We start from the raw sequence: 22,835 nt of genomic DNA, 5'->3' as shown, positions 1-22,835 counted from the left end.
TGATGCCGCATCCCACCCGCGCCCTGGCCGCCGCCATCGCCGCGTTGTTCCTGTTCAGCGCCGTGCCGTCGGCCGAAGCAGCGAAGAAGAAGGCCAGCCGCCCTGCCGCCGCGCAGACCCGCCAGGCCGCCAAGCCCAAGGCCCGGCCCGCCCGCGCCACCGCGCCGGCCCGTGGCAGTTCGGCGCGCCGCGCCGCGCCGCGTCCGGTCGCAGCGGCCCGGGCCGTGCCCAAGCAGGTGCAGCTGGAGCGCCTGTACGACGAATACTGGGATGCCTCGATGCGGTTGAATCCGCTGCAGGCAACCTTCCAGGGCGAGGCCCGCTACAACGACCAGCTGCCCAACATCCTGTCCGCCGCCTGGCGCCAGCAATCGCACGACTTCACCACGCAGTGGCTGGGCAAGGTCGAAAAACTCGGCAGCGACGGCCTGCAGGGCCAGGACCTGCTCAGCTACGAGATCTTCGTGCGCGACGCGCGCGCATCGCTGGCCGCCGAGCGTTACCCGAGCTGGATGATGCCGATCAGCCAGTACTACAACATCGGCAGCATCATGGCGATCCTCGGCTCAGGTGCCGGCGCGCAGCCGTTCAACACCGTGCAGGACTACGACACCTGGTCGCGCCGCTCGCTGGGCATTCCCGAGCTGTTCGACCAGGCCATCGACAACATGCGCCAGGGCATGAGGGCCGGCGTGGTGCAGCCCCGCGACCTGATGGAGAAGGTGCTGCCGCAGCTGGATGCGGTGATCAAGCCGACTGCCGAAGAGAGCATCTTCTGGTCGCCGATCCGCACCATGCCCAACACCATCGGGGCGGAGGACAAGGCGCGCATCAGCGCCGAGTACAAGCGCATGATCGAGCTGCGCATCATGCCGGCCTACCGCGCCCTGCGCGGCTTCATCGCCACCGAATACCTGCCGGCCACGCGCACCAGCAGCGGCCTGGGCGCGCTGCCCGATGGCCAGGCCTGGTACGCCAGCCTGATCGTGCAGACCACCGCCAGCGACCAGAACGCCGCGCAACTGCACGCGCTGGGCGAGCAACGCGTGCAGGAGCTGCAGGCGCAGATTGCCACCGTGATGAAGGATGCCAAGCTGCGCGGCACGCCGACCAAGCTGCTGCGCAGCATGCGCAACGACCGCCAGTTCCAGTACGGTGACGCCAACGCATTGATCAACCGTTACCGCCAGGTGCAGCAGCAGGTCAACGCACGCCTGCCGCAGGTGCTCGATACGCTGCCAAAGTCCGCACTGGACGTCCGTGCGGTGGAACCGGAGCGTGCGCTCACCGCCGCGGCAGCGGCCTATCAGCCGTCCGCGGCCGGACAACCGGCCGTGTTGTACGTGAACACCCGCGACCTGCCCACCCGCAAGCGCTGGAACGTGCCGGTGCAGTACCTGCATGAAGCGATTCCCGGCCACCACGTGCAGCTGGGCCTGCAGCAGGAACTGGCCAAGCTGCCACGCTTCCGCCGCCTCGGTGGCGATCTCGCCTTCGTCGAAGGCTGGGGCCTGTATGCCGAAACGCTGGGTGAGAACCTGGGCATCTACACCGATCCCTACGACCGCATCGGCTACCTGTATTCGCGCCTGCTGCGCGCCGCCCGCGTGGTGGCCGACACCGGCGTGAACGCACAGGGCTGGAGCAAGCAGCAGGCCGTCACCTACCTGCAGAAGACCGTGGACATGAGCAGCGACGACGCCAACGCCGAAGTCGAGCGGATCATGGCCCAGCCCGGCCAGGCGCTGTCCAACGTGGCGGGCCTGACCACCATCGTCGCTCTGCGCGACAAGGCCAAGGAACGCCAGGGCGCCGCCTTTGACCTGCGCCGTTTCCACGCCGAACTGCTGAAGGACGGCTCCATGCCGCTGGACGTGCTGGGCCGCAAGATGGAACGCTGGATGGCGCAGCCCGCCAGCGCCACACCAGCCCCTTCACCCTGACCCCTCCGGAGCCGCCATGCGCCCTGCCGTCGCCCTGTTCGCCGTCGTGCTGGGCCTGCTGCCAGTGGCGGGCTCCGCCGCGCCGGTGCTGACCCCACCGGATGCGGGCATCGACGGCCTGATGCAGGCCTACGATGGCCGGGTGCCCGGCGCCGCCGTGCTGGTGCTGCATGACGGGCAGCCGGTGTTCCGCCGTGGCTACGGCCTGGCAGTGGTGGAGGACGGTACTGCGGTCACTGCCGCCAGCAACTTCCGGCTGGCCTCGGTCAGCAAGCAGTTCACCGCTGCGGCGGTGCTGCTGCTGGTGGAGGATGGACGGCTGGGGTTGAATCAGCCTGCACGACAGTGGCTGCCCGAACTGCCGCCGGCTGCAGCGGCCATCACGATCCGCCAACTGCTCTCGCACACCAGCGGCCTGCTCGATTACGAAGACCTGATGGACCCGGCTGACACGCGGCAGGTGCATGACGCCGACGTGCTGACCCTGCTGTCGCGCGAGGACCGCCTGAATTTCGCACCCGGCACGCAGTACCGCTACAGCAACAGCGGCTACGCGCTGCTGGCCCTGATCGTCGGCCGCGCGTCCGGCCAGGATTTCGCCACCTTCCTGCAGCAACGCATCTTCCGCCCGCTTGGCATGGCGCATACCGTGGCCCACCAGGACGGCGTGGACACGGTCGCCGCGCGCGCCTATGGCTACAGCCGGATCGACGGCCGCTGGCAGCGCACCGACCAGAGCACCACCAGCGCCGTGCTCGGCGATGGCGGCATCTATTCCTCGCTGGACGATCTCGCCCGCTGGGACGCCGCGCTGTATGACGACCGGCTGCTGTCGAAGGCTTCGCGCCGCGCGATGTTCAGCCCGGCCACGGCCACATCGGAACCGGACGTGCCGCATTACGGTTTCGGCTGGCGCCTGAACGGCCCGGTGCAATGGCACAGCGGCGAGAGCATCGGCTTCCGCAACGTGATCGTGCGCCACCCGGAAAAGCACCTGACCGTGATCGTGCTGACCAACCGCAACGATCCCGAACCGTACCCGCTGGCGCAGAAGATCGCCCAGCGCTGGCTGGACACTCTGCAATGAACACCGGTTCCGACGCCCTGCTGGGCATCCACCACGCCGCACTGATCTGCAGCGACTACGCACGCTCGAAGGACTTCTACGTGCGCATCCTCGGCCTGCGCGTGCTGGCCGAGAACCACCGCGCTGCGCGCGATTCCTGGAAACTGGACCTGGCCCTGCCCGACGGCGGCCAGCTGGAGCTGTTCTCCTTCCCCTCACCACCACCGCGCCCCAGCCGCCCCGAAGCCCAGGGCCTGCGCCACCTCGCGTTCCGGGTGGCTGCACTGGAACCCTTCATCCAGCGCCTGGCCGCGCATGGCGTCGCCTGCGAACCGATCCGCGTGGACGAATACACCGGCCGCCGCTTCACCTTCTTCGCCGATCCGGATGGCCTGCCGCTGGAGCTGTACGAAGTCGGTTGAGCGTTTTTCAATCGTGATTCATCCATGCATGGCATGGATCTACGTGTCGACCAAGGTCGACACCCACCAAGAGCAGGCCGTTCCATTCCGGCAGATCGCAGGAATCTGTCAGAGGTGGGGCGGTGTGGATGGGCAGGACCGTTGGCGCCATGGATGGCGCCATCGAGCCCCCATGGATGGGTTTACGGCGTGTCCTGCCCACCCACACCGCCCCGCCATCCCACGGATAGCTCGCTGTTGCGCTTGCTTCGGCTGTTGCCGTTGCCTCTGCGGGTGCAGGGCGCAGCCCTGCAAAGCCCCCCTTCCCCATACCCCGCCGAATGGGTATACAGTCGACCCATGCCGGCACCGTGCCGGAATGAACCCTGGGAGGGGACCATGCGCAAGACCTTCAAGACCCTGCTGCTGGCACTGCCGCTGTGCCTGGCCGCGCTCTCGGCGCAGGCCGCCGATGGCGCCGCAGGCCGCTGGAAGACCATCGACGACAAGACCGGCAAGGTGAAGTCGATCGTCGAGATCACCCAGGCCGCCAACGGCACCCTGACCGGCAAGGTGGTCGACATCCTGCACTCGGACAAGGGCCCGAACCCGGTCTGTGACGGCTGTGAAGGCGCCAACAGGAACAAGCCGGTGAAGGGCATGACCATCCTCTGGAACCTGAAGGCCGACGGCGCCAACAAGTGGTCCGGCGGCACCATCCTCGATCCGGCCAATGGCAAGACCTACAAGTCGAAGATGGAACTGCAGCCCGGCGGCACCCGGCTGGACGTGTCCGGCTGCATCGCCTTCATCTGCCGCGCGCAGACCTGGCAGCGCGAATAAGCGCCTTGGCCCCCGCTTGAACCCCGTGACCCGGCCCCGGCCGGGTCACCTCGTTGCGGGCATGCGATACTCTGCGGTTCCCCTCGGCTTCACCCCGCGACCATGACCCGTACCGCGCTCGTCACCACCGCTCTGCCCTACGCCAACGGCCCGCTGCACCTGGGCCACCTGGTCGGCTACATCCAGGCCGACATCTGGGTGCGTGCGCGGCGAATGAGCGGCGGCAGGGCCTGGTTCGTGTGCGCCGACGACACCCACGGCACGCCGATCATGCTGGCCGCGGAAAAGGCCGGGGTCACCCCGGAAACCTTCATTGCCAACATCCAGGCCAGTCACGAACGTGACTTCGCCGCCTTCGGCGTCGCCTTCGACCACTACGACTCCACCAACTCGGCGGCCAACAAGGCGCTGACCGAGCAGTTCTACCTGAAGCTGGAGGCAGCCGGCCACATCAGCCGCCGTTCGGTGGCGCAGTTCTACGACCCGGCCAAGGGCATGTTCCTGCCCGATCGCTACGTCAAGGGCATCTGCCCGAACTGCGGCAGCCCCGACCAGTACGGCGACAACTGCGAAGTGTGCGGCGCCACCTATGCGCCGACCGACCTGAAGGAGCCGCGTTCGGTCATCTCCGGTGCCACGCCGGAAATGCGCGATTCGGAGCACTTCTTCTTCGAGGTGGGCCACTTCGATGCGTTCCTGCGCGAATGGCTGGCCGGCGACGTCGCCCTGCCCGGGGTGAAGGCCAAGCTCGGTGAGTGGCTCAATGCCGAAGGTGGCCTGCGCGCGTGGGACATCTCGCGCGATGCACCGTATTTCGGATTCCAGATTCCCGGCCAGCCGGGCAAGTACTTCTACGTCTGGCTGGACGCGCCGATCGGCTACCTGTCCAGCTTCCAGACCCTGTGCGGCAGGATCGGCGAGGACTTCGACGCGCACCTGCGCGCCGGCACCGCCACCGAGCTGCACCATTTCATCGGTAAGGACATCGTCAATTTCCACGGCCTGTTCTGGCCGGCGGTGCTGCACGGTACCGGCCATCGTGCGCCGACCCGCCTGCACGTGAACGGCTACCTGACCGTGGACGGCGCCAAGATGAGCAAGTCGCGCGGCACCTTCGTGATGGCCCGTACCTTCCTCGACGCGGGCCTGGAACCGGAGGCACTGCGCTACTACTACGCCGCCAAGTCCAGCGGTGGCGTCGACGATCTCGACCTGAACCTGGGTGACTTCATCGCCCGCGTCAACGCCGACCTGGTGGGCAAGTTCGTCAACCTGGCCAGCCGCTGCGCCGGCTTCATCAGCAAGCGCTTCGAAGGCCAGCTGGCCGCGCAGCTGCCTGATGCCGCGCAGTACCAGCGCTTCGTCGACGGCCTGGCACCGATCCGTGAAGCCTACGAGCGCAACGACCCGGCTGCGGCGATCCGCCTGACCATGGCCCTGGCCGACGAAGCCAACCGCTACATCGATGACGTCAAGCCATGGGTCATCGCCAAGCAGGAAGGCGCCGACGCGCAGCTGCAGGCCGTGTGCAGCCAAGGCCTGAACCTGTTCCGCGTGCTCGTCACCGCACTGAAGCCGGTGCTGCCGGCCACCGCCGCGCAGGCCGAGGCCTTCCTGGCCGCGCCGGTGAACGACTGGACCGAGCTGGCGCAGCCGCTGCTGGATCACCGCATCGCCGACTACACCCCGCTGTTCACCCGTATCGACCCGAAGAAGATTGACGCCATGATCGACGCCTCCAAGGACACCCTGCAGCCGGCGGCTGCCGCTGCCCCCTCTGCCAAGCCGGCCGCCCCGGCCCCGGCCCCGGCCAAGGACGAAGCAAAGAGCGCCGATGCGCCGGCCTACATCGGCATCGACGATTTCGCCAAGCTCGACCTGCGCATCGGCAAGGTGCTGGTCTGCGAGTTCGTGGAAGGTTCGGACAAGCTGCTGCGCTTCGAACTGGACGCCGGCGAGCTGGGCAAGCGCCAGATCTTCTCCGGCATCCGTGGCAGCTACGGCGAACCGGAGAAGCTGGTGGGCCGCAGCGTGGTGTTCATCGCCAACCTGGCCCCGCGCAAGATGCGCTTCGGCCTGAGCGAAGGCATGATCCTGTCGGCCGGCTTCGACGGTGGCGGACTGGCGCTGCTGGACGCCGACAGCGGCGCGCAGCCGGGCATGCCGGTTCGCTGATGCCTGCAGCGGGCGTGGTTACGGCCACGCCCGCCGGCAGCTCCGGCCCCGGGAGGCAACGCGATGGGAAGCAACGCAATGGAACTGGCGCTGTTCGACTTCGACCACACCGTGACCACCTGCGATACCTATGGCCGCTTCCTGCGCCGCGTGGCCACCGCCGAACAGCTGGCACAGGCATGGTGGAAAGTCGGGCCGTGGCTGGCCGCGTACAGGTTGAAGCTGATCTCGGCCGAACGCATCCGTGCACGCGTCACCCGCCTGACCTTTAGTGACCGCCACAGCGATGACATCGCCACGCTGGCCGCAGGCTTCTCGCGCGAGTTCCTGCCCGACGTGGTGCGCCCGGAAATGCTGGAGCAGATCCGTTGGCACAAGGAACAGCAGCACACCGTCGTGATCGTGTCCGGCTCGCTGGACCTGTACCTGCGGCCGTGGTGCGAGCAGCTGGGCCTGCAGCTGATCTGCAACCGGCTGGAAAGCCAGGATGGCCGCCTGACCGGCCGTTACGCTGGTGGCGACTGCGGCCCGCGCAAGGTTGAGCACATCCGCCGCCAGTTCGATCTGTCGCGCTACGTGCGCATCCATGCCTACGGTGACAGTTCCGAAGACAAGCCGATGCTGGCCCTGGCCCACGAGCGCTGGTTCCGTGGCAAACCCCTGAAATGACCCCAACGCGCAGCCTTCGCCACGCATGAGCCTGATCCCGCCCCTGACCGAACGCCTCGACCGCCTGCTGCCGCAGACCCAATGCGGGCAATGCGGCTACGACGGTTGCCGCCCGTATGCGCAGGCGATGGCGCGCGGCGAGGCAGGCGTGGACCGCTGCCCGCCGGGCGGAGATACCGGCGCGCGCGCACTGGCGCAGGTGCTCGGAGTACCTGCCATTCCCTTCGATCGATCGCGCGGCGCGCACAAGGCGCCGCAGGTGGCGCTGATCGTGGAAGCCGACTGCATCGGCTGCACCAAGTGCATCCAGGCCTGCCCGGTGGACGCCATCGTCGGCGGCGCCAAGTACATGCACACGGTCATCGCCGACCTGTGCACCGGCTGCGAGCTGTGCATCCCGCCATGCCCGGTGGACTGCATCGAGCTGGTGCCAGCGTAGCCAACGGACCAACCGGCAGTGGAGCGGCGGGGTAGAGTCGACTGTTAGTCGACTGCTCTTCGTTCCGGCGGCGCAAAACCGCGCGCTGCGCGCGATAGTCGGCCAACAGTCGACTCTACCCCCTCCCTGGTGGGAGGTGACCTTGCCTGCCGTTACGGTACTGCCGCCGTCACCACGATCTCGACCTTCCAGTCAGCGTGGGCCAGCTTGGCCTCGACCGTGGCACGTGCCGGGGTCGCGCCTTCAACCACCCATTCGTCCCATGCCTTGTTCATGCCGTCGAAGTCGGCCATGTCGGCCAGGAAGATCTCCGCACGCAGCACGTGCTGGCGGTCACTGGCGACCAGCGCCAGCAGCTTGTCGATCTCCGCCAGCACCTGCCGGGTCTGGCCGGTGATGTCCTGGCTGGTGTCTTCCGGAATCTGGCCGGAGAGGTAGGCGACCTTGTTGTATACGGTCATTTCGGACATGCGCGGTCCGACGTCGTAACGCTCCATCATGGGCGTGGCTCCTGCGGTTGATCAGGCCTGCATTGTCCTCCAAACCGGTCGACGGTGGGTGCACGGGTGCCCTCCGCGATACGTCATTACCGGGCTCCGACGGTCCCACTGGTCAAATGACGATGACAGGCGCACGATGCGCCACGCCCGCGTTGACACCGCCCTCGCCCCTCCTGCCGCACCCTTGCGCCGATGACCGCCCCCGTCGATTCCACCACTGCCCCTTCCACGCCAACCTGGAAGCGGGTTGCCACCATCGTCATCCCGCTGCTGATCCTCGCCCTGGCCCTGCACGGCCTGGCCAATGAGTTCGACGAGCACGGCTATCGTGCGATCCGCCAGGCGTTCCGGCAGCTCAGCGGCACGCAGATCGCGCTCACCGTGGTACTCGGCCTGGCCAGTTACGCCTGCCTGATCGGCTTCGATGCCATCGGCCTGCGTCGCAGCGGCATCCGCGTGCACCCCGCGCGCGTCGGCATCACCGCGTTCCTTGCGCACACGCTGGGCCAGACCGTGGGCTTTGCCGCGTTGACCGGTGGCGCGGTACGCCTGCGCGGCTACCGCGGCGCCGGCCTGGATCTGGCGCAGATCGGCCAGGTGGTGCTGATGAGCACGCTCGGTTTCGTATTCGGTGCATGGCTGTTGATCAGCGTGGCCCTATGCATGGAACCCGCCGCGGCAGCGTTGGCATTGCCATTGAATCCCGATGCCGTGCGCATCGTCGGCATCATTGCCCTGCTCGCCTATCTCGGCACCGTGCTGCTGGTCGGCCGCGACGGACGGCAGTTCAGTGTGCTCGGTCACGCCTTGTGGCTGCCCGATCGCCGCACCATGATCGGTGTCACCGTACTCAGCATCATCGAGCTGGTGCTGGCCAGTGCCGCGTTCTACGTGCTGCTGCCGGACTCCACGCCAACCGGCCTGCCGGGCTTCGTCGGCCTCTACCTGGTGGCAGTGCTGGCCGGCCTGGTCTCCACCGTGCCCGCAGGCCTGGGTGTGTTCGAGTGGAGCCTGCTGAAGCTGTTGCCGCAGGTGGCACCGGCAGCGGTGCTGGCGGCAGCACTGATCTACCGCGTCACCTACTACGTGCTGCCGCTGGTGCTGGCCACCCTGCTCGCCCTTGCGCCGGCCCTGCGTCAGCCGCTGCAGGCCAGCGCAGGGGCAACCCGTGCCGGCTGGAACGCGCTGCGCCCGTGGCTGCCGCAGATCATCGCGCTGGCGGTGTTCAGCATCGGCGCCGCGCTGGTCATCGACGGCACGCTGCCGACGCCACGCCGTCACCTGGTGAACGCCTCGCTGCCGATCCTGGAAACCTCACACCTGGTCGGCAGCCTCAGTGGCGTCGCGCTGCTGCTGATCGGCCAGGGCCTGGCCCGGCGCAGCCACGCCGCGTGGGTGCTGGCGATGGCGGTGTGCGTTGTCACCCCGTTGCCGCTGTGGCTGCGCGGCGGGCAACCATTGATCGCCGTCTCGGCGGTGCTGGTGGCGATGGCCTTGTGGGCTGCACGCCGCGAGTTCTACCGCCAGGGCGCGCTGCTGGATGAAGCCTGGTCGTGGCCGTGGCTGCGCAATCTGGGTCTGGTGCTGGTCGCGGTCACCTGGCTGCTGTTCTTCACCTACAGCCATGTCGAATACCAGAACGAGCTGTGGTGGCAGTTCGCGTTGTCCGGCAACGCACCGCGCGCGCTGCGTGCGTTGCTGGTGGTGGCGATCGCGCTGGTGATGTTCGGCCTGGCCCGCCTGCTGCACAGTACGCGCAGCCCGCTGCCGGCCGCTGACGAGGCCACGTTGCAGTCGCTGGCACCGGTGCTGGCCGGGGCCACCGATACCCAGGCCTGCCTGGTACTGACCGCCGACAAGGCGGTGCTGCGCGATGATGCGAAACAGGGCTTCGTGATGATGCAGCGCTATGGCGGTTCGCTGATCGCGATGGGTGATCCGGTCGGCCCGCCGGACGTGGCCCGTGCACTCATCTGGCGCTTCCGCGAAGAAGCCGACCGGCTCGGCCTGCGCCCGGTGTTCTACCAGGTGGGCGAGACCTACTGGCAGACCTATCTCGACCTCGGCCTGGGCCTGGTCAAGCTGGGCGAGGAAGCGATCGTGCCGCTGCACGATTTCGGGCTGGAAGGCCGCGAACGCGCCGATCTGCGCCAGGCCTGGAACCGCGGCAGGCGCGGCGGCCTGTCGTTCCGCGTGGCACCGGAGGAGGAGGTTCCCGGCCTGCTGCCACGTCTGCATGCGATCTCCAACGCATGGCTGGAGGACAAGGCCGGCGATGAGAAGGGCTTTTCGCTGGGCAGCTACGACCCGGATTACCTGGTGCGCTTCCCGGTGGCACTGGTCGAAGCCGAGGGCCAGATCGTGGCATTCGCCAACCTGTGGCAGGCACCGGCCGGTGCCGAGCTGTCGGTGGACCTGATGCGCCACGTCAACGAAGCGCCGAAGGGCACGATGGACTTTCTCTTCATCGAATTGTTCCTGTGGGGCCGCGCGCAGGGCTATGCGCGGTTCTCGCTGGGCATGGCGCCGTTGTCCGGGCTGGCCCAGCATCGGCTGGCCGGTCGCTGGAACCGCCTGGCCGGCCTGCTGGCGCGGCATGGCGAACGCTTCTATGGCTTCAGTGGCCTGCGCCGCTTCAAGTCGAAGTTCGATCCGCAGTGGCGGCCACGCTATCTCGCGGCGCCCGGCGGCATGCATCTGCCGGCCGCGCTGCTGGATGCCACGCGCCTGATCTCGCTGGATCCGCGGCGGAACTGAAGCCGCGATGCGTCGGGCATGGCTCGACGCTACCCGCTGCTCGGTAGGTGTCGACCTTGGTCGACATGCAACCCCAGCGCCGACCAAGGTCGGCGCCTGCCAAGCGCTACATACCGCCCTTGAGGATCACTTCGGCCAAGCGATCGTAGTCCCCCCCGAAATGGTGATCACCCGGCAGCTTCACCTTCCTCACCCCGTCATTGGCCGGCAGGTCCGGGCACAATGCGTCCTCATCCTTGTCGCCGAACACGCACAGCGTTTTTTCTGCCGGCAGCCTGGCCACTTCCGGGGCGATCGGCAAGCCATCGCCGCCACCGCCCAGCCAGTTGCTGACATGGAATTCGAAGTCGGCCTTCCTGCCCACCGATAGCAGCACGATGCGCTCCAGCCCCTCACGGGTACCGGCATCGAGCTGGTTGATGGTGGCAGGCAACACATCGGCACCCTGCGAGAAACCAATCAGCATCACCTTGTCTCGGTGCCACTGCTGGCGGTAGTGGTCGATGATCTTCTGCAGGTCGCCGGCAAAGCCCTTCGGTGTGCGCTGGCTCCAGAAGTAGCGCAGCGAGTCGATGCCCACCACCGCCACGCCATGCGCGTTGAGTGACGACGCCACGTTCTTGTCCAGGCCCGCCCAGCCACCGTCACCGGAGACGAACACCGCCAGCGTATCGCCGCTGGTGGCCGCCGGCATTTCCACCACCGGCAGGCCCTTCAGTGCAGCAGGCGGCGGTGCCAGGCTGACGCCAGCCTGCGCGCCAATCACCCGCGCCGCCGCCACCAGGCCCGGTGATGCATCACCGCGCGCAGTGCGCTTGAACTCACGCGCCATGGCCACCTGCTGTACGAACCGGCTGGCCTGGCCCGCCCTGCAGCCGTTGTCGCCTGCCGCACTCAACCACGGAAAATTCAGTTCGGCCGGCTGCAGCCTGTCGCGCTTCACGCCATCGCCGCAGACCATGCGCTGGTGGCTGTGGTCCGGGCAGAAGCCGGTGGTCAGCACACCGGCGAAAACCTGGGTGTCGGCCTGCGCTGCCAGCGCGTAGGCCATTTCGGCACCTTCGCCATCACCGCCGACCAGCGGCAGGTGGTAGCCGGGCAGATGCAGCGAGGCCTGCAGCCAGCGCGAGAAATTCTCGACGTCACCGGAACCGAACGAACAGGTCGGGTCACCCTCGCGCTTGAGCACACCGCGCAGATGCGCAATGTCCACTGCCGCCACCAGCGCGCCGTCGGCACGCAGGGCCTCGATCGGCAGGCGGCTGGTGTCACCGCCGGCCGTGGGTTCGTGGAACCAGATCACCACCCGTTGCGGCGTGCCGGCCGGCATGTGCACCGGAATCTGCTCGAACCGCCCATGGCTGAACTGCTGCGGGGTCACCGCCGCCGTTGCCGGCAGCGTGGCCAGCGCCAATACCACACCCATTGCCCTGCCCAGCCCTGCACGCTTCATGTCGCATCCCCGATCGAATGCGCACACGATACGCCGCCGCCGCGTGCACGGCACGTACCGGCGCAGGCCGTTGGGGATTCAGTCGGCCGCGGCCTGGCGGCTGCGACGGTACAGGGCCGTCGCCAGGTACAGAAGCCAGCCGACGATCACTGCGATCACCACTTTCTGTCCGAGCCCGCGCGGTGGCCCAGCGCGCCACAGCACGTGCAGCCACAGCAGCACGAAGGCCAGCCATGCCCAGCCCCAGAGCAGGTCAGCGGCGGGCTGCCAACCCGGTTCCCGGCGCAGGTACCACGCCTGCAGCAGCATGCCGACGCTGGCACACAGGAACGCCGTGTTGGCTGCCAGCCCGTGGATGAACGGCGCCAGCAACGGGGTCGCTTCAGGCAGCCAACTGTCACCGATCGCCACCGTCGCCAGGCCCAGGGCGGAAACCGTGAACAACAGCGGTGCGGCCGCACTGCGCCGTGGGCCGATGCTGCCGCGATACAGCGCAACGCCGAGTGCCGCAATGGCCAGCGCCAGCACGCAGTAGGCAGCGCGCAACGCCAGCCCCCACGGCCCGTGCAGATACAGGCTCAACGTCGCCCGCACCCAGTCCAGATCACTGCGCGCAACCTGGGTCCACAGCGCGGTTGCCACGAACAGCAGCAGCGCCACCAGTGCCAGCACCGCCACCGGACGCGCACGGCTCATGCTGCGTCCTCAGGATGCCGCGTCTTCCATTCGGCCAACGCCTTGCGGTAACGCTGCAGCTCCTCGGAGTACAGGTCCAGCACGCACAGCGGGCAGCCGCTGCCGCAGCATTCGTTGGGACCGGGTTCTTCCGGTGGTAGCGGGCGTGGATCGGGATCAGGGACGGACACGGTCGGAAGCGACGATCAGTGGAAGCAGGCCCCAGTGTACCGGGCTGGCTCAGCGGGCCAGCTGTCGGCGCAGGTTCTCCCGAGCGGCCGCATCCAGCCGTTGGTGGAAGAAGTCACTGAGGAAAATCCGCGGCGCCCGCAGCAGGCCCTGCAGGAACCGACGGCGGCCGGCGCGGTACAGGAAGCCCGGCACCACGCCCTTGTATTCGTCGGCCACGCCACGGTCATAGGCGGCAAACACCGGCTCCGGCGCGGCCAGGATCGCCATGTCGCAGTCCAGGAACAGCGCCGCCTCGGCATCCACATCCTGCGGACCCAGCTCACCATGGCGGGCGGTCAGCAGGATCAACTGCCCGACGCGTGCGGCATCCACTGCGGCCAGCTCCGGTGCCTGTGCGATCGCGTGCAGGGCCAGCTGCGCAGAACGGGCCTCGTTGTCCTTGCGCCCCGCGTGGTAGATCGCATCGTGGTAGAGCACGGCCAGATAGATCTCGGCCGGCTGGGTCCAGCCAGGGCCGTCGGCCACCTCCTGGCAGTGCTGCAGCACGGCGCGTACATGGCCGAAGTGGTGGTAGGCCCGTGGCGGCGTTGCATAGCTGTCCTGCAGCGCCTGCCACTGCGCCGGGGCAAGCGTCAGCGGTGAGAAGTCCATGCCCGGATCATCCCGCCTGTGCCGGCGCCGGGCAAGCTGGCGGTTTTTTCACCACGCACTCACAACGCTTGCCGGGCGGGGCCCGGAGCCAGTTGTCCACAGCTTTGTCGAGCGCTGGTCCACATCGGTTGTGGATGACCGCGGCGCCGACCAACGGTCGCTGCAGCCTGACATCCATGGGAATACACTCGCCACAGGCGGGAGCGCCCGCCGCTGCCGGGAACCGTCATGTACCGTTCTGCCGCCCATTGCCTCACCCTTTCGCTGCTGGCCTTCTGTGCTCCTGCCTTCGGCGCAGGCCAGGCACCGCCCGCCGATGTGGTGACGACCCCGACCATCACCGTGTCAGCCGTACGCGTGCCGACCCCGGAAGAAGTGTTCGCCATTCCCGCAGACCTGCGTGCGATGCTCCAGAAGCAGGTGATCCAGCGCAGCTACTCCCGCGACCAGCGGTTGCAGGCGCTCGTGGAGATGATCTTCGGCCAGCACGGGCTGGACCTGCAGTACGACGCCAATGCGACCTACACCGTCAGCGATATCTGGCAGCACCGCCGCGCCAACTGCCTGGCCTTCACCCTGCTGTTCGTGACGCTTGCGCGGGAGGCGGGCATCCAGGCGCGCGTGCAGGAAGTGGGGCAGGTAGTGTCCTGGTACCAGGACCAGGACGCGGGCGTGGTCTACAGCGTCGGCCACGTCAACGCCGGTGTCGACGTCGGCGGGCGTTTCGGTACCGTCGATCTGGATCGCAACGTGCTCTATGACCGCCGTGGGCCGGTTCCGGTCAGCCGTGCGCGGGCATTGGCGCATTTCTACAACAACCGGGGTGCGGAGCGCCTCGCCGACGGCGACTTCGGCGGCGCGCGTGCGTTCTTCGACGCTTCCCTGGGCCAGGACAGCGGGTTCGCTCCGGTGTGGAACAACCTCGGCGTACTCGCCCACCGCGAAGGCAACACCGAGGCGGCGCGGCAGGCGCTGGACCGATCGCTGCAGCTGGACGGCCGCCAGGATGCCGCACTGACCAATGCCTCTGCGCTGTTCCGCAGCCTGGGCTTGACCGCACAGGCGCAGTCACTTGAGCGCCGGCTGAAGTCGGTGCAGCGCGAAGACCCGTTCGCGCAGTACATGTTCGGCGCCAAGGCCGAACGCGCCGGCCAACTGGACGAGGCGATCCGCCATTACCGGCAGGCCGTGCGCCTGTACGACACCGCGCATCAGTTCCACTTCGGGCTGGCACGCGCCTATTTCCTGGCTGGCCAGCTCAAGCGCGCCGATCGTGAACTGCTGCGTGCACGGGAACTGGGGGGCGCGCCGGAGCAGGCGCGCTACCAGGCCAAGCTGGACAGCCTGGCCCGCTGGCGCGCGCAGCAGCAGGCCAGGCGCTGAAGGCGATCAGGCCTTCTTGAGGAAGCAGGTCTTCAGGACCAGGCCCTTGATCTTGTCCGAGTTGCCTTCGATGTGCTCGGCATCATCTTCGACCAGGCGGATGTTGCGGATCACGGTGCCCTGCTTGAGCGGGATCGAGGAGCCCTTCACTTTCAGGTCCTTGATTACGGTGACGGTGTCGCCGGCCTGCAGGGTATTGCCGTTGCTGTCACGCACGACCAGGGTGGAGCCCGCGCTTTCTTCGGGGGTCCATTCGAAGCCGCAGTCGGCGCAGATCCAGAGCGCACCATCGGCGTAGGTGTTTTCCAGGGTGCACTGCGGGCAGGCGGGGGCAGAAGACATCAGCAAGTACCTCAAAGTGAATCAACAGCCGCCATTGTAACCGCCTGGCTTCCCTGCCCCTTTTCCAGGCAGGCCCCGGGCTGCGCACCTGGCCCGACACACAACGGCACGCCCCCGGAACTTGCAGTCGGCGGCGAACTGCAGCAGAGTGCGCGGCCCCTGATCGACCCCGGAACTTCCCATGCGCCTCGGCATCGACTTCGGTACCAGCAACTCCGCCGCCGCCATCGTGCATGAGGGAAAGCTGCTGCCGATCCGCTTCGGCGACGCCGAACAGTTCCGCACCAGCGTGTACTTCCCCGGCGTGGTGCCCGACCCGGATGACTTCCAGCTCGATGATGGGCAGGAACACCAGCTGCAGCAGATGATCGACAGCGCTGCGCGCGCGGCCCGCGCCGCCGGCCAGGAACGCACGCCACAGGCACTGCGCCGCGAAGCCCTGCGCGCACTGCGACGGGAGTGGATGGAAGCGCGCGCCGGCAAGGAACGCAGCGCCAGCGACCTGCTGCAGAACGCGGTCTATGGCGATGACGCGCTGGAAGCCTATTTCGAGGAACACGAAGGCAACCTGGTGCAGAGCCCGAAGTCGATGCTCGGCTACAACCTGCACCCGCGCGCCAAGCAGACCATCACCGGCATCGCCGCGCACATCCTCGAGCACATCCGCCTGACTGCCAGCGCCCAGCTCGGCCAGCCGCTGCGTGCCGCCCTGCTCGGCCGCCCGGTGCAGTTCCGCAGCTCGATCGGCGCGGCCGGCAACGACCAGGCGCTGGACATCCTGCGCGAGGCCGCCACCCAGGCCGGCTTCGACCAGATCGATTTCCTCGAGGAACCGGCCGCGGCGGCCATGCATTACCACGCCGAAAGCCGCGAGCGGCACCAGGCGGTGATCGTCGACATCGGTGGCGGTACCACCGACATCGCGCATGCCGAAGTCGGCGGCGATGCTGCGCCACGCATCCACCGCGCGTGGGGTATTGCCCGCGGCGGTACCGACATCGACCTGGCGCTGAGCCTGTCCAGCTACATGCCGCTGTTCGGCCGCGGCATCACCCGCGTGCCCGCCCACCACTACGTGGAAGCGGCCACGGTGCAGGACATGACCCGCCAGCGTGACTTCCGCCAGCACAAATACGATCACGTCGACGATCCGTGGCGCGCGCGCCTGCAGGCCCTGCAGGACACCGGCAATACCGCCCGCCTGTACCGCGATGTGGAACGCGCGAAGATCGCCCTCAGTGCCGCCAGCGAGCACCGCAGCACGCTGGACTACATTGCCCGCGACCTGCATGCCGACAGCAGCGCCGCCGGCCTGGCCGCTGCCGCTCACGGCTACCTGGAACAGATCCGGGAGCTGCTGGCCCAGGTCCGCAGCGACATTGGCGGCGACCCGGATGCGGTGTTCCTGACCGGCGGCATGTCCCGCGCCGGCTACCTGCGCCAGGCCGTGGCCGAGGCCTTCCCGGGCGCCCGCATGGTCCACGGCGAGCCCGCGCTGGGCGTGGTCCAGGGCCTGGCACTGGCGGCAGCCAGCCCGGATTAACAAAACGTTACGCGGTCTAAGTTACTCTTGGTCGGCTAGAACCCCGCTGCACCTTCCACTGGCCACGCCGGTGTGTGTCCACGGTGCAGCCTGGCCCGCCTGCGGGCCTACCGGCCATGCCTTCCTGGCTCGTTCATGGTCCGCGCAGCACCTGAGCCGCCATCGAGACCCGCTTTGGGCACCCGCCAGGCCCCTGTGGCCTTACAACCTGACGCAGCACCTGCACCCATCGACTGCCGCCGTTGTGACGCGGTCTGTTGTCGGCTGCCCGTGCTGCTGCAGCCCGGCGACCACGTGCCTGGCCAGTTCCTGTCACGCGACTCCCACGGCCGTGCCGTGATGGCGCGCAACGAGGAAGGCTGGTGCGCGGCGATCGATCCCTATCACCTGCGCTGCACGATCTATTCGCAGCGCCCGGCGATCTGCCGCCAGTTTTCGATGGGCGGCGATGACTGCCGCCGCGAGCGGCAGGACTACCTGCGCCAGGCTGATGCCTGGTCGCTTTCCTCCCCTTCCACCTGACAGGAGCAACCATGCCCCGCAAGGCAAAGACCCCCGCGAAGGCCAGCAACAGCATCCGCAGCGAACGCAAGGGCGCGGCCGCCAGCACCGTGGTCAGCAGCGATTCGATCGCTTCGGACCTGGCAGCGTTCCGCAAGGCCGGTGGCAAGATCGAAGTCCTCGGCACCACCTGGGCGCTGAAGAAAGCCAGCTGACCCAGCACCGACCGCGGCGGCGCTGCCGCCGCGGCCTGCCGGACCGCGCTCAGCGATCCAGGCGTACCCTCACACTGCCCGAGTGCGACTGGATGCGGATGTCTCCATCACCGCCGCCCAGACGCGTGTCGAGATGGCTGCCCGGCCCATAGCGCGGCCGCTCCACCTGCCCGGCATCGCTGTTGATCGAGCCGCTGAAGCTGTTCACCGACAGCTGTGCCGACACCGTGCGCGGCAGGCTCAGCGTGACCGGGGCACTGACCGATTCGACATTGATGCGGCCACCGGGCGCCAACCCGGCTGCTGCCAGATCGATGCTGCCCGAGACGGTCTCCACCGCCAACCGCTGCACGCGTCCGGCTTCCACCGCAACCCGGCCGGATACCGTCTGCGCACCGATATCACCGGACACGCCGCCGCCGGCCTCGATCCGGCCACTGACCGTATTTACGTCCAGCTTCGGCGTCTGCAGGCGTGCGCTGACACTGCCACTGACCGTGTTGAGTTTGCTGTCGCCGCTGCGGCCAGCCGCGCTGAGGCTGCCGCTGACGGTGTCGGCCTGCAGCCGTCGCACGTCGATGCCACTGATGTCCTGGCTGGCGCTGACCGTGCTCAACAGCAGTTCCACCGAGCGCGGCACGTTCAGCACCAGCGTCGCGCCACCATTGTTGCTGCGGCGCGGGTATTCAATCTCCCAGCGCACCCGGTTGGCGCTCTTTTCCTGGCGCAGCTGCAGGCCATCGCTGAGCGTGCCGGTGAGTTGCACATCATTGCGGTCCCAGCCACGCACGGTCACCTTGCCGGCCACGTTGCTCAGTTCGATGCGACCGCCCGCAGCCAAGGTGTGGCGCTCGTCGATGCGGGTGTCGGCCAGCGCCACGGCAGGGGACAGCAGCAGTGCGACACAGCAGGAAATCAGGGTTCGGGTCATGGGGGTCTCCTCAGGTCGTCAGGCCGGACTCGGCGGCATAGGCCGCCTGCCGGGTCAGTTCCAGCCGCAGCGCATAGGTGCGCTTGAGCTGGCCAAGCAGGTGCGGCGCGCGCGGGTCCTGCGCCAGTGCGGCACGGATCTGCGCCGCGCTTTCATCCAGTTCGTGCAGGGCCGGCTGCCATTCCGGCGCGCGCCCATCGGGCAGCGAGGCCACGGCCTGCTGGTACTGCTCGGTCATCGCAGCCGCCTGCAACTGCAGCGTGGACGGCACCGGTGTATCCGGCTGCGCGTGCCACCAAGGGGCCACCGCGTAGATCGCCAGGCTGGCAGCCAGGGCAGCGCCGGCCGGCAACCACCAGCGGCGCCGCGAACGCGTTGCCAGGGCCACCACGCTGCCCGTTGGCGCAGGTGCTGCCTGTGGTTCACGCGGCGGCAGCCGGGCAGACAGGCGTGCCCAACCATCAGTGGGCACTTCGCGCTCATTCGGCAGCGCACGCAGCCGGGCCAGCAGGTCGTGATCGAAATCGTGTTCGTGCGTACTCATGTCATGTCTCCCAGCCGTGCGCGCAACAGGCCGCGCGCACGATGCAGCTGTGCCTTGGAACTGCCGATGGCCATCTGCAGCTGCTCGGCGATTTCCTGGTGTTTCCAGCCTTCGATGTCGTGCAGCACCAGTACCGCACGCGCCCGTGGTGGCAGTGTCGACAGCGCGCGCTCCAGGTCGCGCTCGGTGCCGGCGCAGCGGTCACGCACCGCCAGTTCCTGCAGGCCCCCGTCGACGTCGTCCAGACTGTCGTGATCCTGCCCGCCCGCCCGGCCACGCAGCTCCATGAGCGCGGCGTTGACGCCCAGCCGATGCAGCCAGGTCGACAGGCTGCTCTCGAAGCGGAACCCCGGCAGCGCTTTCCAGGCCTGCAGGAAGGCCTCCTGCAGCGCATCCTCGGCACGTGCCTGCTGGCCGCCACACAACCGCCACAGCACAGCGAATACACGCGGCGCGTGACGCCGGTACAGCAGTTCGTAGGCAGCAGTGTCTCCCGCAGCGGCCGCCCGCACCAGGGCGGGTTCGTCGACGGGGTCGTTGGCGGCAGGCAGCGCTGGCATGGTGGTGTCGAGCATATCGCTTGGATGCGGCGGCCCGGAAAAAGGTTTAGAGGTGATCGGCGATCAGGGACATGCAACCTTTTCGACGATGGCTGCATCCATGAAAGGTCTTCGAGAAAACACCTCCGGGAGTCCAGTCATGTCCAGCCCCGCCTGCGCCGCCGTGCTGGTGATCGCCGCCTGCGTCGTGCTGCAGGCATTGGGCCTGTCCCTGCAGCTGCGCACGGACAGTGGCCGCGCCTGCCTGCAGCAGCATCGCCAGGAACTGGTGTGCCTGGCCTGGGCACCGGCAGTCGAATCCACGGCAGGCGCCGGGTAACATCAAGGGCCGTTATTGCCACCTGTTGTCGCGCCATGATGTTGTCGCTGAAGGATCATCTCCCCGCCTGGACCCACCCCTGGCTGCATGACGTGGGTATCGCCGTGAAGATCCTGCTGACCCTGCTGGCCGCGTGGCTGCTGCGGGTGCTGGCACGGCGCCTCATCCGGCGTTTCGCCGAGCACTACACACTGCCACCGGAGATGGCGATGGGCGCCCGGCGGATCACCAGTTTCGTGGTCTATTTCAGCGCCCTGCTGTACATCCTCAGCCTGCTGGGCGCGTCGCCTTCGGTACTGTGGACGGCGTTCACCGGCTTTGCCGCCGTGGGTGCGGTGGCCTTTTTCGCGGCGTGGAGCGTGCTCTCCAACATCTTCTGCACGCTGCTGATCTTCACCACGCGCCCGTTCCGCCTGCATGACTACATCGAGGTGCTGGAGAACGGCGAGAAGCCGGGCCTGAAGGGCCGGGTGATCGATGTGAACCTGATCTACACCACGCTGCAGGAAACCGGCGACGGCCACGAGGGCACGGTGCTGCAGTTGCCGAACAACCTGTTCTTCCAGCGCACCGTGCGCCGCTGGCGCGACCCGGCACAGGCGCCTGGTGGCATCCAGGGCGACGGCTGAGGGTGGGGTTTTCGGCAGGGCTGCGCCCTGCACCTGCTCGGAGCAACGGCAACGGCAAAAGCATGCTATCCGTGGGATGGCGGGGTGGGTCCGGTTGAGGGGGACGCTGCAAGTACGTCCATGTAAGCTCGGTCGCCGCATCCATGCGGCTCACGCCCCCTCAACCGGACCCACCCCGCCTTCGACAGATTTCCGCGAGCTGTCCGTTCTTCTGTAGAGCCGAGCCATGCTCGGGTCAAATCATTCCGATATCGAAATTTTCGATTTCAATGGAAATTTATCCACGCACGGCGGGATGTACCCGATCGCGGAAATCTGTCGGAGGTGGGGCGGTGTCGGAGTGCGGGGTGTCAGCCGCATGGATGCGGCTGCCAAGCCTACAAGGACGTACTTGCGGCGTCCCCGCACTCCGACACCGCCCCGCCACCCCACGGAATGCCAGCTTTTGCTGTTGCTGCTGCCTTGGCTTGAAGGCTTCGGCGGGTGCAGGGTGCAGCCCTGCCCAACAACCTTTACCTCAACTGGCTGTCCTTGCTGCCACGCCGGTTGTAGCCGGCATGCGCCTGCTCTTCGTCATCCCGCGCCTGCTGGCACGCAACGCACAGCCGCACACCAGGCACGTCCTGGCGCCGCGCCAACGGAATCGGCGCGTCGCATTCCTCACAGTGTTCCAGACCGGGTCCCTCGCGCAGCTGGCGCCGCGCGCGGGCGATCGCATCATCAACGGTGGCGTCGATCTGGTCCTGGACCGCGCCGTCTCCCGCCCAACCGGTGGCCATGGCCGTCCTCCGCAGGTGTGTCGCCTGATATGGGGACGATACACCCCGGTAAAAGGAATGCCTTCCTGTAGCGCCGAGCCATGCTCGGCGGGGCTTCAGCAAGCTGAGTGGAACGCGCACGGGTTAGATCAATCCGATTGCGACTTAATCCCCTCCGTCCCCTTTTTGTTTACCAGATCAGGTCGTCCGGTACCTGGAACTGCGCATAGTAGGCGTCGTCCTCGGCGTTGCCGGTCGAGATCTCGGCGGTCGAGCCCGGCTGGCCGTGGTCGACGATGATCGCTTCGGGCGCGCGTTCACGCACCTTTTCGGCGGCAGCACGCGGCAACACGGCGTAACCGTCACCATGGGCAACGATGACCAGAACGCCCGCCGACAGCGCCTTGCGCAGCTTGGGGTCGATCAGCAGGGTGCGGATCGCCGTGCCATCGCTGAAGCGGTACTCGTCATCGCCCTTGTGGGGCACGGCATGGGCCGCGATGATCTGCTTCGCCTGCGCCTTCTGTTCAGCTTGCCTGGCCTGGGCATTGCGCTCGGCGGCCAGCGCGCGGTCGCGCTCGACCTTCTCGGCGCGGGCACGCTCAGCCTCGCGCTGGACCTCGGCCGACGTCGATTCGGCCTTGCCTTGCCGCGCCTTGGCCTGCTCGCGCGCGGCGGCGCTGGCCTGCGACTTCTTGGCCAGGCCGGCCTTGAGCAATTGTTCCTGCAGCGCGTTGGGCTTTGCCATGGTCGATGTGTACCGCGTGTAATCTTGGATGTCCCCATTCTACCGACGCCCCGCCACCCCTGCATGGCAGTCCTGAAGTACCTCACCGGCTATCCCGAACCCCTGGTCGCCCAGGTCAGCGACCTGCTGGCACAGGGCAAGCTCGGCCCATGGCTGCAGCAGCGCTACCCCGACCCGCACACCGTGCGCAGCGACCGCCAGCTGTACGACTACACGCAGGAGCTGAAGGACCGCTACCTGCGCAAGTCGGTGCCGCTCAACAAGGTCTGCTACGACAACACGCTGGAAGTGATCAAGCACGCGCTGGGTACCCATACCGCCATCTCGCGCGTTCACGGCGGCCGCCTCAAGGCCAGCCGCGAGATCCGCATCGCCACCGTGTTCCGCCAGGCACCGGCAGCGTTCCTGCGCATGATCGTGGTGCATGAGCTGGCCCACCTGAAGGAAGCCGACCACAACAAGGCCTTCTATCAGCTGTGCCAGCACATGGAGCCGGATTACCTGCAGCTGGAATTCGATACCCGCCTGTACCTGACCGAGCTGGCCAACCGCGGCCAGCGCTGACCGGCCGCAGCAGCTACACTGCGCGCCCACTGCC

At 67.7% G+C, this 22,835-nt stretch carries 26 protein-coding genes; 15 read left to right on the top strand and 11 right to left on the bottom strand.

Going from position 1 to position 22,835, the window contains the following annotated elements; all coding sequences use genetic code 11:
- The first annotated feature begins 2 nt into the window (after positions 1–2).
- The 7 genes from AC5P8J_RS02760 to rnfB all read left to right on the top strand — a co-directional run bounded on the left by AC5P8J_RS02760 (position 3) and on the right by rnfB (position 7,536).
- The gene (locus tag AC5P8J_RS02760; protein ID WP_021204315.1) at positions 3–1,943 is read left to right on the top strand and encodes a DUF885 domain-containing protein; all 1,941 of its coding nucleotides are present in this window, start codon (positions 3–5) and stop codon (positions 1,941–1,943) included.
- A 16-nt stretch (positions 1,944–1,959) separates the two neighbouring features.
- Positions 1,960–3,030: a serine hydrolase domain-containing protein gene (locus tag AC5P8J_RS02755; RefSeq protein ID WP_021204316.1), complete on the top strand. Its 1,071-nt coding sequence runs from the start codon at positions 1,960–1,962 to the stop codon at positions 3,028–3,030.
- Positions 3,027–3,431 carry an SMU1112c/YaeR family gloxylase I-like metalloprotein gene (gene gloA2 / locus AC5P8J_RS02750; RefSeq protein ID WP_111099026.1) on the top strand — a complete coding sequence of 135 codons (405 nt, stop codon included), beginning with the start codon at positions 3,027–3,029 and terminating at the stop codon, positions 3,429–3,431. The genes AC5P8J_RS02755 and gloA2 overlap by 4 nt, the downstream gene beginning before the upstream one ends.
- Before the next feature lie 378 nt (positions 3,432–3,809).
- Positions 3,810–4,253, top strand: coding sequence for a DUF2147 domain-containing protein (locus tag AC5P8J_RS02745; protein ID WP_005410552.1), 444 nt, complete (start codon positions 3,810–3,812; stop codon positions 4,251–4,253).
- A gap of 102 nt (positions 4,254–4,355) precedes the next feature.
- A complete protein-coding gene (metG, locus tag AC5P8J_RS02740; protein ID WP_134734784.1) occupies positions 4,356–6,428 on the top strand; it encodes a methionine--tRNA ligase in 2,073 nt (690 codons plus the stop codon).
- Positions 6,429–6,506: 78 nt separating this feature from the next.
- Positions 6,507–7,097, top strand: coding sequence for an HAD family hydrolase (locus AC5P8J_RS02735; protein ID WP_005418147.1), 591 nt, complete (start codon positions 6,507–6,509; stop codon positions 7,095–7,097).
- A gap of 25 nt (positions 7,098–7,122) precedes the next feature.
- Entirely contained in the window at positions 7,123–7,536 is a 414-nt protein-coding gene (gene rnfB / locus AC5P8J_RS02730; protein ID WP_495216598.1) for an Rnf electron transport complex subunit RnfB, read from the top strand.
- A gap of 152 nt (positions 7,537–7,688) precedes the next feature.
- Here rnfB and AC5P8J_RS02725 read toward each other — a convergent pair whose 3' ends face one another.
- On the bottom strand, positions 7,689–8,036 hold the full coding sequence (locus AC5P8J_RS02725; RefSeq protein WP_019662128.1) for a RidA family protein: 348 nt from the start codon (positions 8,034–8,036) through the stop codon (positions 7,689–7,691).
- 192 nt (positions 8,037–8,228) lie between these two features.
- Here AC5P8J_RS02725 and mprF point away from each other — a divergent pair, with 192 nt between their 5' ends.
- Positions 8,229–10,793, top strand: coding sequence for a bifunctional lysylphosphatidylglycerol flippase/synthetase MprF (gene mprF, locus AC5P8J_RS02720; protein ID WP_134732214.1), 2,565 nt, complete (start codon positions 8,229–8,231; stop codon positions 10,791–10,793).
- A gap of 106 nt (positions 10,794–10,899) precedes the next feature.
- Here the strand turns inward: mprF and AC5P8J_RS02715 are convergent, their stop codons facing one another.
- The 4 genes from AC5P8J_RS02715 to AC5P8J_RS02700 all read right to left on the bottom strand — a co-directional run bounded on the left by AC5P8J_RS02715 (position 10,900) and on the right by AC5P8J_RS02700 (position 13,764).
- Positions 10,900–12,246 (bottom strand): AcvB/VirJ family lysyl-phosphatidylglycerol hydrolase, encoded by a 1,347-nt coding sequence (locus AC5P8J_RS02715; protein ID WP_031270849.1) that lies wholly within the window; start codon positions 12,244–12,246, stop codon positions 10,900–10,902.
- Positions 12,247–12,324: 78 nt separating this feature from the next.
- A complete protein-coding gene (locus AC5P8J_RS02710) occupies positions 12,325–12,942 on the bottom strand; it encodes a DUF998 domain-containing protein (protein ID WP_134734783.1) in 618 nt (205 codons plus the stop codon).
- Positions 12,939–13,112, bottom strand: coding sequence for an oxidoreductase-like domain-containing protein (locus AC5P8J_RS02705; protein WP_080241960.1), 174 nt, complete (start codon positions 13,110–13,112; stop codon positions 12,939–12,941). Before AC5P8J_RS02705 ends, AC5P8J_RS02710 begins: the two co-directional genes overlap by 4 nt.
- Positions 13,113–13,161: 49 nt before the next feature.
- The gene (locus tag AC5P8J_RS02700) at positions 13,162–13,764 is read right to left on the bottom strand and encodes an HD domain-containing protein (protein ID WP_171952926.1); all 603 of its coding nucleotides are present in this window, start codon (positions 13,762–13,764) and stop codon (positions 13,162–13,164) included.
- Positions 13,765–13,992: 228 nt separating this feature from the next.
- Between AC5P8J_RS02700 and AC5P8J_RS02695 the strand changes: the two genes are divergently transcribed.
- Positions 13,993–15,147 carry a transglutaminase-like domain-containing protein gene (locus tag AC5P8J_RS02695; RefSeq protein WP_111104622.1) on the top strand — a complete coding sequence of 385 codons (1,155 nt, stop codon included), beginning with the start codon at positions 13,993–13,995 and terminating at the stop codon, positions 15,145–15,147.
- A 6-nt stretch (positions 15,148–15,153) separates the two neighbouring features.
- On the opposite strand, the gene AC5P8J_RS02690 is transcribed toward AC5P8J_RS02695, so the two are convergent.
- A complete protein-coding gene (locus AC5P8J_RS02690; RefSeq protein WP_021204683.1) occupies positions 15,154–15,489 on the bottom strand; it encodes a zinc ribbon domain-containing protein YjdM in 336 nt (111 codons plus the stop codon).
- Between the two features lie 181 nt (positions 15,490–15,670).
- Between AC5P8J_RS02690 and AC5P8J_RS02685 the strand changes: the two genes are divergently transcribed.
- The 3 genes from AC5P8J_RS02685 (at position 15,671) to AC5P8J_RS02675 (ending at position 17,748) form a co-directional block, all read left to right on the top strand.
- Positions 15,671–17,032 carry an Hsp70 family protein gene (locus tag AC5P8J_RS02685; protein WP_227854007.1) on the top strand — a complete coding sequence of 454 codons (1,362 nt, stop codon included), beginning with the start codon at positions 15,671–15,673 and terminating at the stop codon, positions 17,030–17,032.
- A 228-nt stretch (positions 17,033–17,260) separates the two neighbouring features.
- Complete coding sequence (locus AC5P8J_RS02680) at positions 17,261–17,554, top strand: YkgJ family cysteine cluster protein (RefSeq protein WP_080112561.1); 294 nt, start codon at positions 17,261–17,263, stop codon at positions 17,552–17,554.
- Between the two features lie 11 nt (positions 17,555–17,565).
- Positions 17,566–17,748, top strand: coding sequence for a hypothetical protein (locus AC5P8J_RS02675; protein ID WP_005410566.1), 183 nt, complete (start codon positions 17,566–17,568; stop codon positions 17,746–17,748).
- Positions 17,749–17,797: 49 nt separating this feature from the next.
- Here the strand turns inward: AC5P8J_RS02675 and AC5P8J_RS02670 are convergent, their stop codons facing one another.
- Genes AC5P8J_RS02670 through AC5P8J_RS02660 form a run of 3 tightly spaced genes read right to left on the bottom strand, consistent with a single transcriptional unit; the run spans position 17,798 to position 19,798 of the window.
- Positions 17,798–18,679 carry a DUF4097 family beta strand repeat-containing protein gene (locus tag AC5P8J_RS02670; RefSeq protein ID WP_019662136.1) on the bottom strand — a complete coding sequence of 294 codons (882 nt, stop codon included), beginning with the start codon at positions 18,677–18,679 and terminating at the stop codon, positions 17,798–17,800.
- A 10-nt stretch (positions 18,680–18,689) separates the two neighbouring features.
- Positions 18,690–19,223 (bottom strand): hypothetical protein, encoded by a 534-nt coding sequence (locus AC5P8J_RS02665; protein ID WP_111098031.1) that lies wholly within the window; start codon positions 19,221–19,223, stop codon positions 18,690–18,692.
- Positions 19,220–19,798, bottom strand: a complete 579-nt coding sequence (locus AC5P8J_RS02660) for an RNA polymerase sigma factor (protein ID WP_155029927.1) — start codon at positions 19,796–19,798, stop codon at positions 19,220–19,222. Before AC5P8J_RS02660 ends, AC5P8J_RS02665 begins: the two co-directional genes overlap by 4 nt.
- Before the next feature lie 124 nt (positions 19,799–19,922).
- Between AC5P8J_RS02660 and AC5P8J_RS02655 the strand changes: the two genes are divergently transcribed.
- Both AC5P8J_RS02655 and AC5P8J_RS02650 read left to right on the top strand, forming a co-directional pair.
- A complete protein-coding gene (locus AC5P8J_RS02655; RefSeq protein ID WP_019662139.1) occupies positions 19,923–20,102 on the top strand; it encodes a hypothetical protein in 180 nt (59 codons plus the stop codon).
- A 35-nt stretch (positions 20,103–20,137) separates the two neighbouring features.
- A complete protein-coding gene (locus AC5P8J_RS02650; RefSeq protein ID WP_019662140.1) occupies positions 20,138–20,731 on the top strand; it encodes a mechanosensitive ion channel domain-containing protein in 594 nt (197 codons plus the stop codon).
- 512 nt (positions 20,732–21,243) lie between these two features.
- On the opposite strand, the gene AC5P8J_RS02645 is transcribed toward AC5P8J_RS02650, so the two are convergent.
- Entirely contained in the window at positions 21,244–21,510 is a 267-nt protein-coding gene (locus tag AC5P8J_RS02645; RefSeq protein ID WP_495216596.1) for a DksA/TraR family C4-type zinc finger protein, read from the bottom strand.
- Between the two features lie 169 nt (positions 21,511–21,679).
- On the bottom strand, positions 21,680–22,237 hold the full coding sequence (locus AC5P8J_RS02640) for a DUF2058 domain-containing protein (RefSeq protein ID WP_227854006.1): 558 nt from the start codon (positions 22,235–22,237) through the stop codon (positions 21,680–21,682).
- Positions 22,238–22,300: 63 nt separating this feature from the next.
- Between AC5P8J_RS02640 and AC5P8J_RS02635 the strand changes: the two genes are divergently transcribed.
- A complete protein-coding gene (locus AC5P8J_RS02635; RefSeq protein ID WP_021203991.1) occupies positions 22,301–22,801 on the top strand; it encodes a M48 metallopeptidase family protein in 501 nt (166 codons plus the stop codon).
- Positions 22,802–22,835 lie beyond the last annotated feature (34 nt).

Source organism: Stenotrophomonas sp. YJH_SMC_37 (assembly GCF_059370035.1).
Note: the sequence above shows the minus strand (reverse complement) of the source record. Positions and strands in the feature narration are given on the sequence as shown.

Excerpts from the sequence above, each read along its gene's own strand:
- AC5P8J_RS02725 (WP_019662128.1), bottom strand. The coding sequence starts at position 8,036 with ATGATGGAGCGTTACGACGTCGGACCGCGCATGTCCGAAATGACCGTA.
- AC5P8J_RS02760 (WP_021204315.1), top strand. The coding sequence starts at position 3 with ATGCCGCATCCCACCCGCGCCCTGGCCGCCGCCATCGCCGCGTTGTTC.
- AC5P8J_RS02690 (WP_021204683.1), bottom strand. The coding sequence starts at position 15,489 with ATGTCTTCTGCCCCCGCCTGCCCGCAGTGCACCCTGGAAAACACCTAC.
- gloA2 (WP_111099026.1), top strand. The coding sequence starts at position 3,027 with ATGAACACCGGTTCCGACGCCCTGCTGGGCATCCACCACGCCGCACTG.
- AC5P8J_RS02660 (WP_155029927.1), bottom strand. The coding sequence starts at position 19,798 with ATGCTCGACACCACCATGCCAGCGCTGCCTGCCGCCAACGACCCCGTC.
- AC5P8J_RS02710 (WP_134734783.1), bottom strand. The coding sequence starts at position 12,942 with ATGAGCCGTGCGCGTCCGGTGGCGGTGCTGGCACTGGTGGCGCTGCTG.
- AC5P8J_RS02665 (WP_111098031.1), bottom strand. The coding sequence starts at position 19,223 with ATGAGTACGCACGAACACGATTTCGATCACGACCTGCTGGCCCGGCTG.
- AC5P8J_RS02755 (WP_021204316.1), top strand. The coding sequence starts at position 1,960 with ATGCGCCCTGCCGTCGCCCTGTTCGCCGTCGTGCTGGGCCTGCTGCCA.
- AC5P8J_RS02635 (WP_021203991.1), top strand. The coding sequence starts at position 22,301 with ATGGCAGTCCTGAAGTACCTCACCGGCTATCCCGAACCCCTGGTCGCC.
- metG (WP_134734784.1), top strand. The coding sequence starts at position 4,356 with ATGACCCGTACCGCGCTCGTCACCACCGCTCTGCCCTACGCCAACGGC.
- AC5P8J_RS02735 (WP_005418147.1), top strand. The coding sequence starts at position 6,507 with ATGGAACTGGCGCTGTTCGACTTCGACCACACCGTGACCACCTGCGAT.
- AC5P8J_RS02715 (WP_031270849.1), bottom strand. The coding sequence starts at position 12,246 with ATGAAGCGTGCAGGGCTGGGCAGGGCAATGGGTGTGGTATTGGCGCTG.
- AC5P8J_RS02655 (WP_019662139.1), top strand. The coding sequence starts at position 19,923 with ATGTCCAGCCCCGCCTGCGCCGCCGTGCTGGTGATCGCCGCCTGCGTC.
- AC5P8J_RS02745 (WP_005410552.1), top strand. The coding sequence starts at position 3,810 with ATGCGCAAGACCTTCAAGACCCTGCTGCTGGCACTGCCGCTGTGCCTG.
- rnfB (WP_495216598.1), top strand. The coding sequence starts at position 7,123 with ATGAGCCTGATCCCGCCCCTGACCGAACGCCTCGACCGCCTGCTGCCG.
- AC5P8J_RS02670 (WP_019662136.1), bottom strand. The coding sequence starts at position 18,679 with ATGACCCGAACCCTGATTTCCTGCTGTGTCGCACTGCTGCTGTCCCCT.
- AC5P8J_RS02700 (WP_171952926.1), bottom strand. The coding sequence starts at position 13,764 with ATGGACTTCTCACCGCTGACGCTTGCCCCGGCGCAGTGGCAGGCGCTG.
- mprF (WP_134732214.1), top strand. The coding sequence starts at position 8,229 with ATGACCGCCCCCGTCGATTCCACCACTGCCCCTTCCACGCCAACCTGG.
- AC5P8J_RS02640 (WP_227854006.1), bottom strand. The coding sequence starts at position 22,237 with ATGGCAAAGCCCAACGCGCTGCAGGAACAATTGCTCAAGGCCGGCCTG.
- AC5P8J_RS02675 (WP_005410566.1), top strand. The coding sequence starts at position 17,566 with ATGCCCCGCAAGGCAAAGACCCCCGCGAAGGCCAGCAACAGCATCCGC.
- AC5P8J_RS02695 (WP_111104622.1), top strand. The coding sequence starts at position 13,993 with ATGTACCGTTCTGCCGCCCATTGCCTCACCCTTTCGCTGCTGGCCTTC.
- AC5P8J_RS02645 (WP_495216596.1), bottom strand. The coding sequence starts at position 21,510 with ATGGCCACCGGTTGGGCGGGAGACGGCGCGGTCCAGGACCAGATCGAC.
- AC5P8J_RS02685 (WP_227854007.1), top strand. The coding sequence starts at position 15,671 with ATGCGCCTCGGCATCGACTTCGGTACCAGCAACTCCGCCGCCGCCATC.
- AC5P8J_RS02650 (WP_019662140.1), top strand. The coding sequence starts at position 20,138 with ATGATGTTGTCGCTGAAGGATCATCTCCCCGCCTGGACCCACCCCTGG.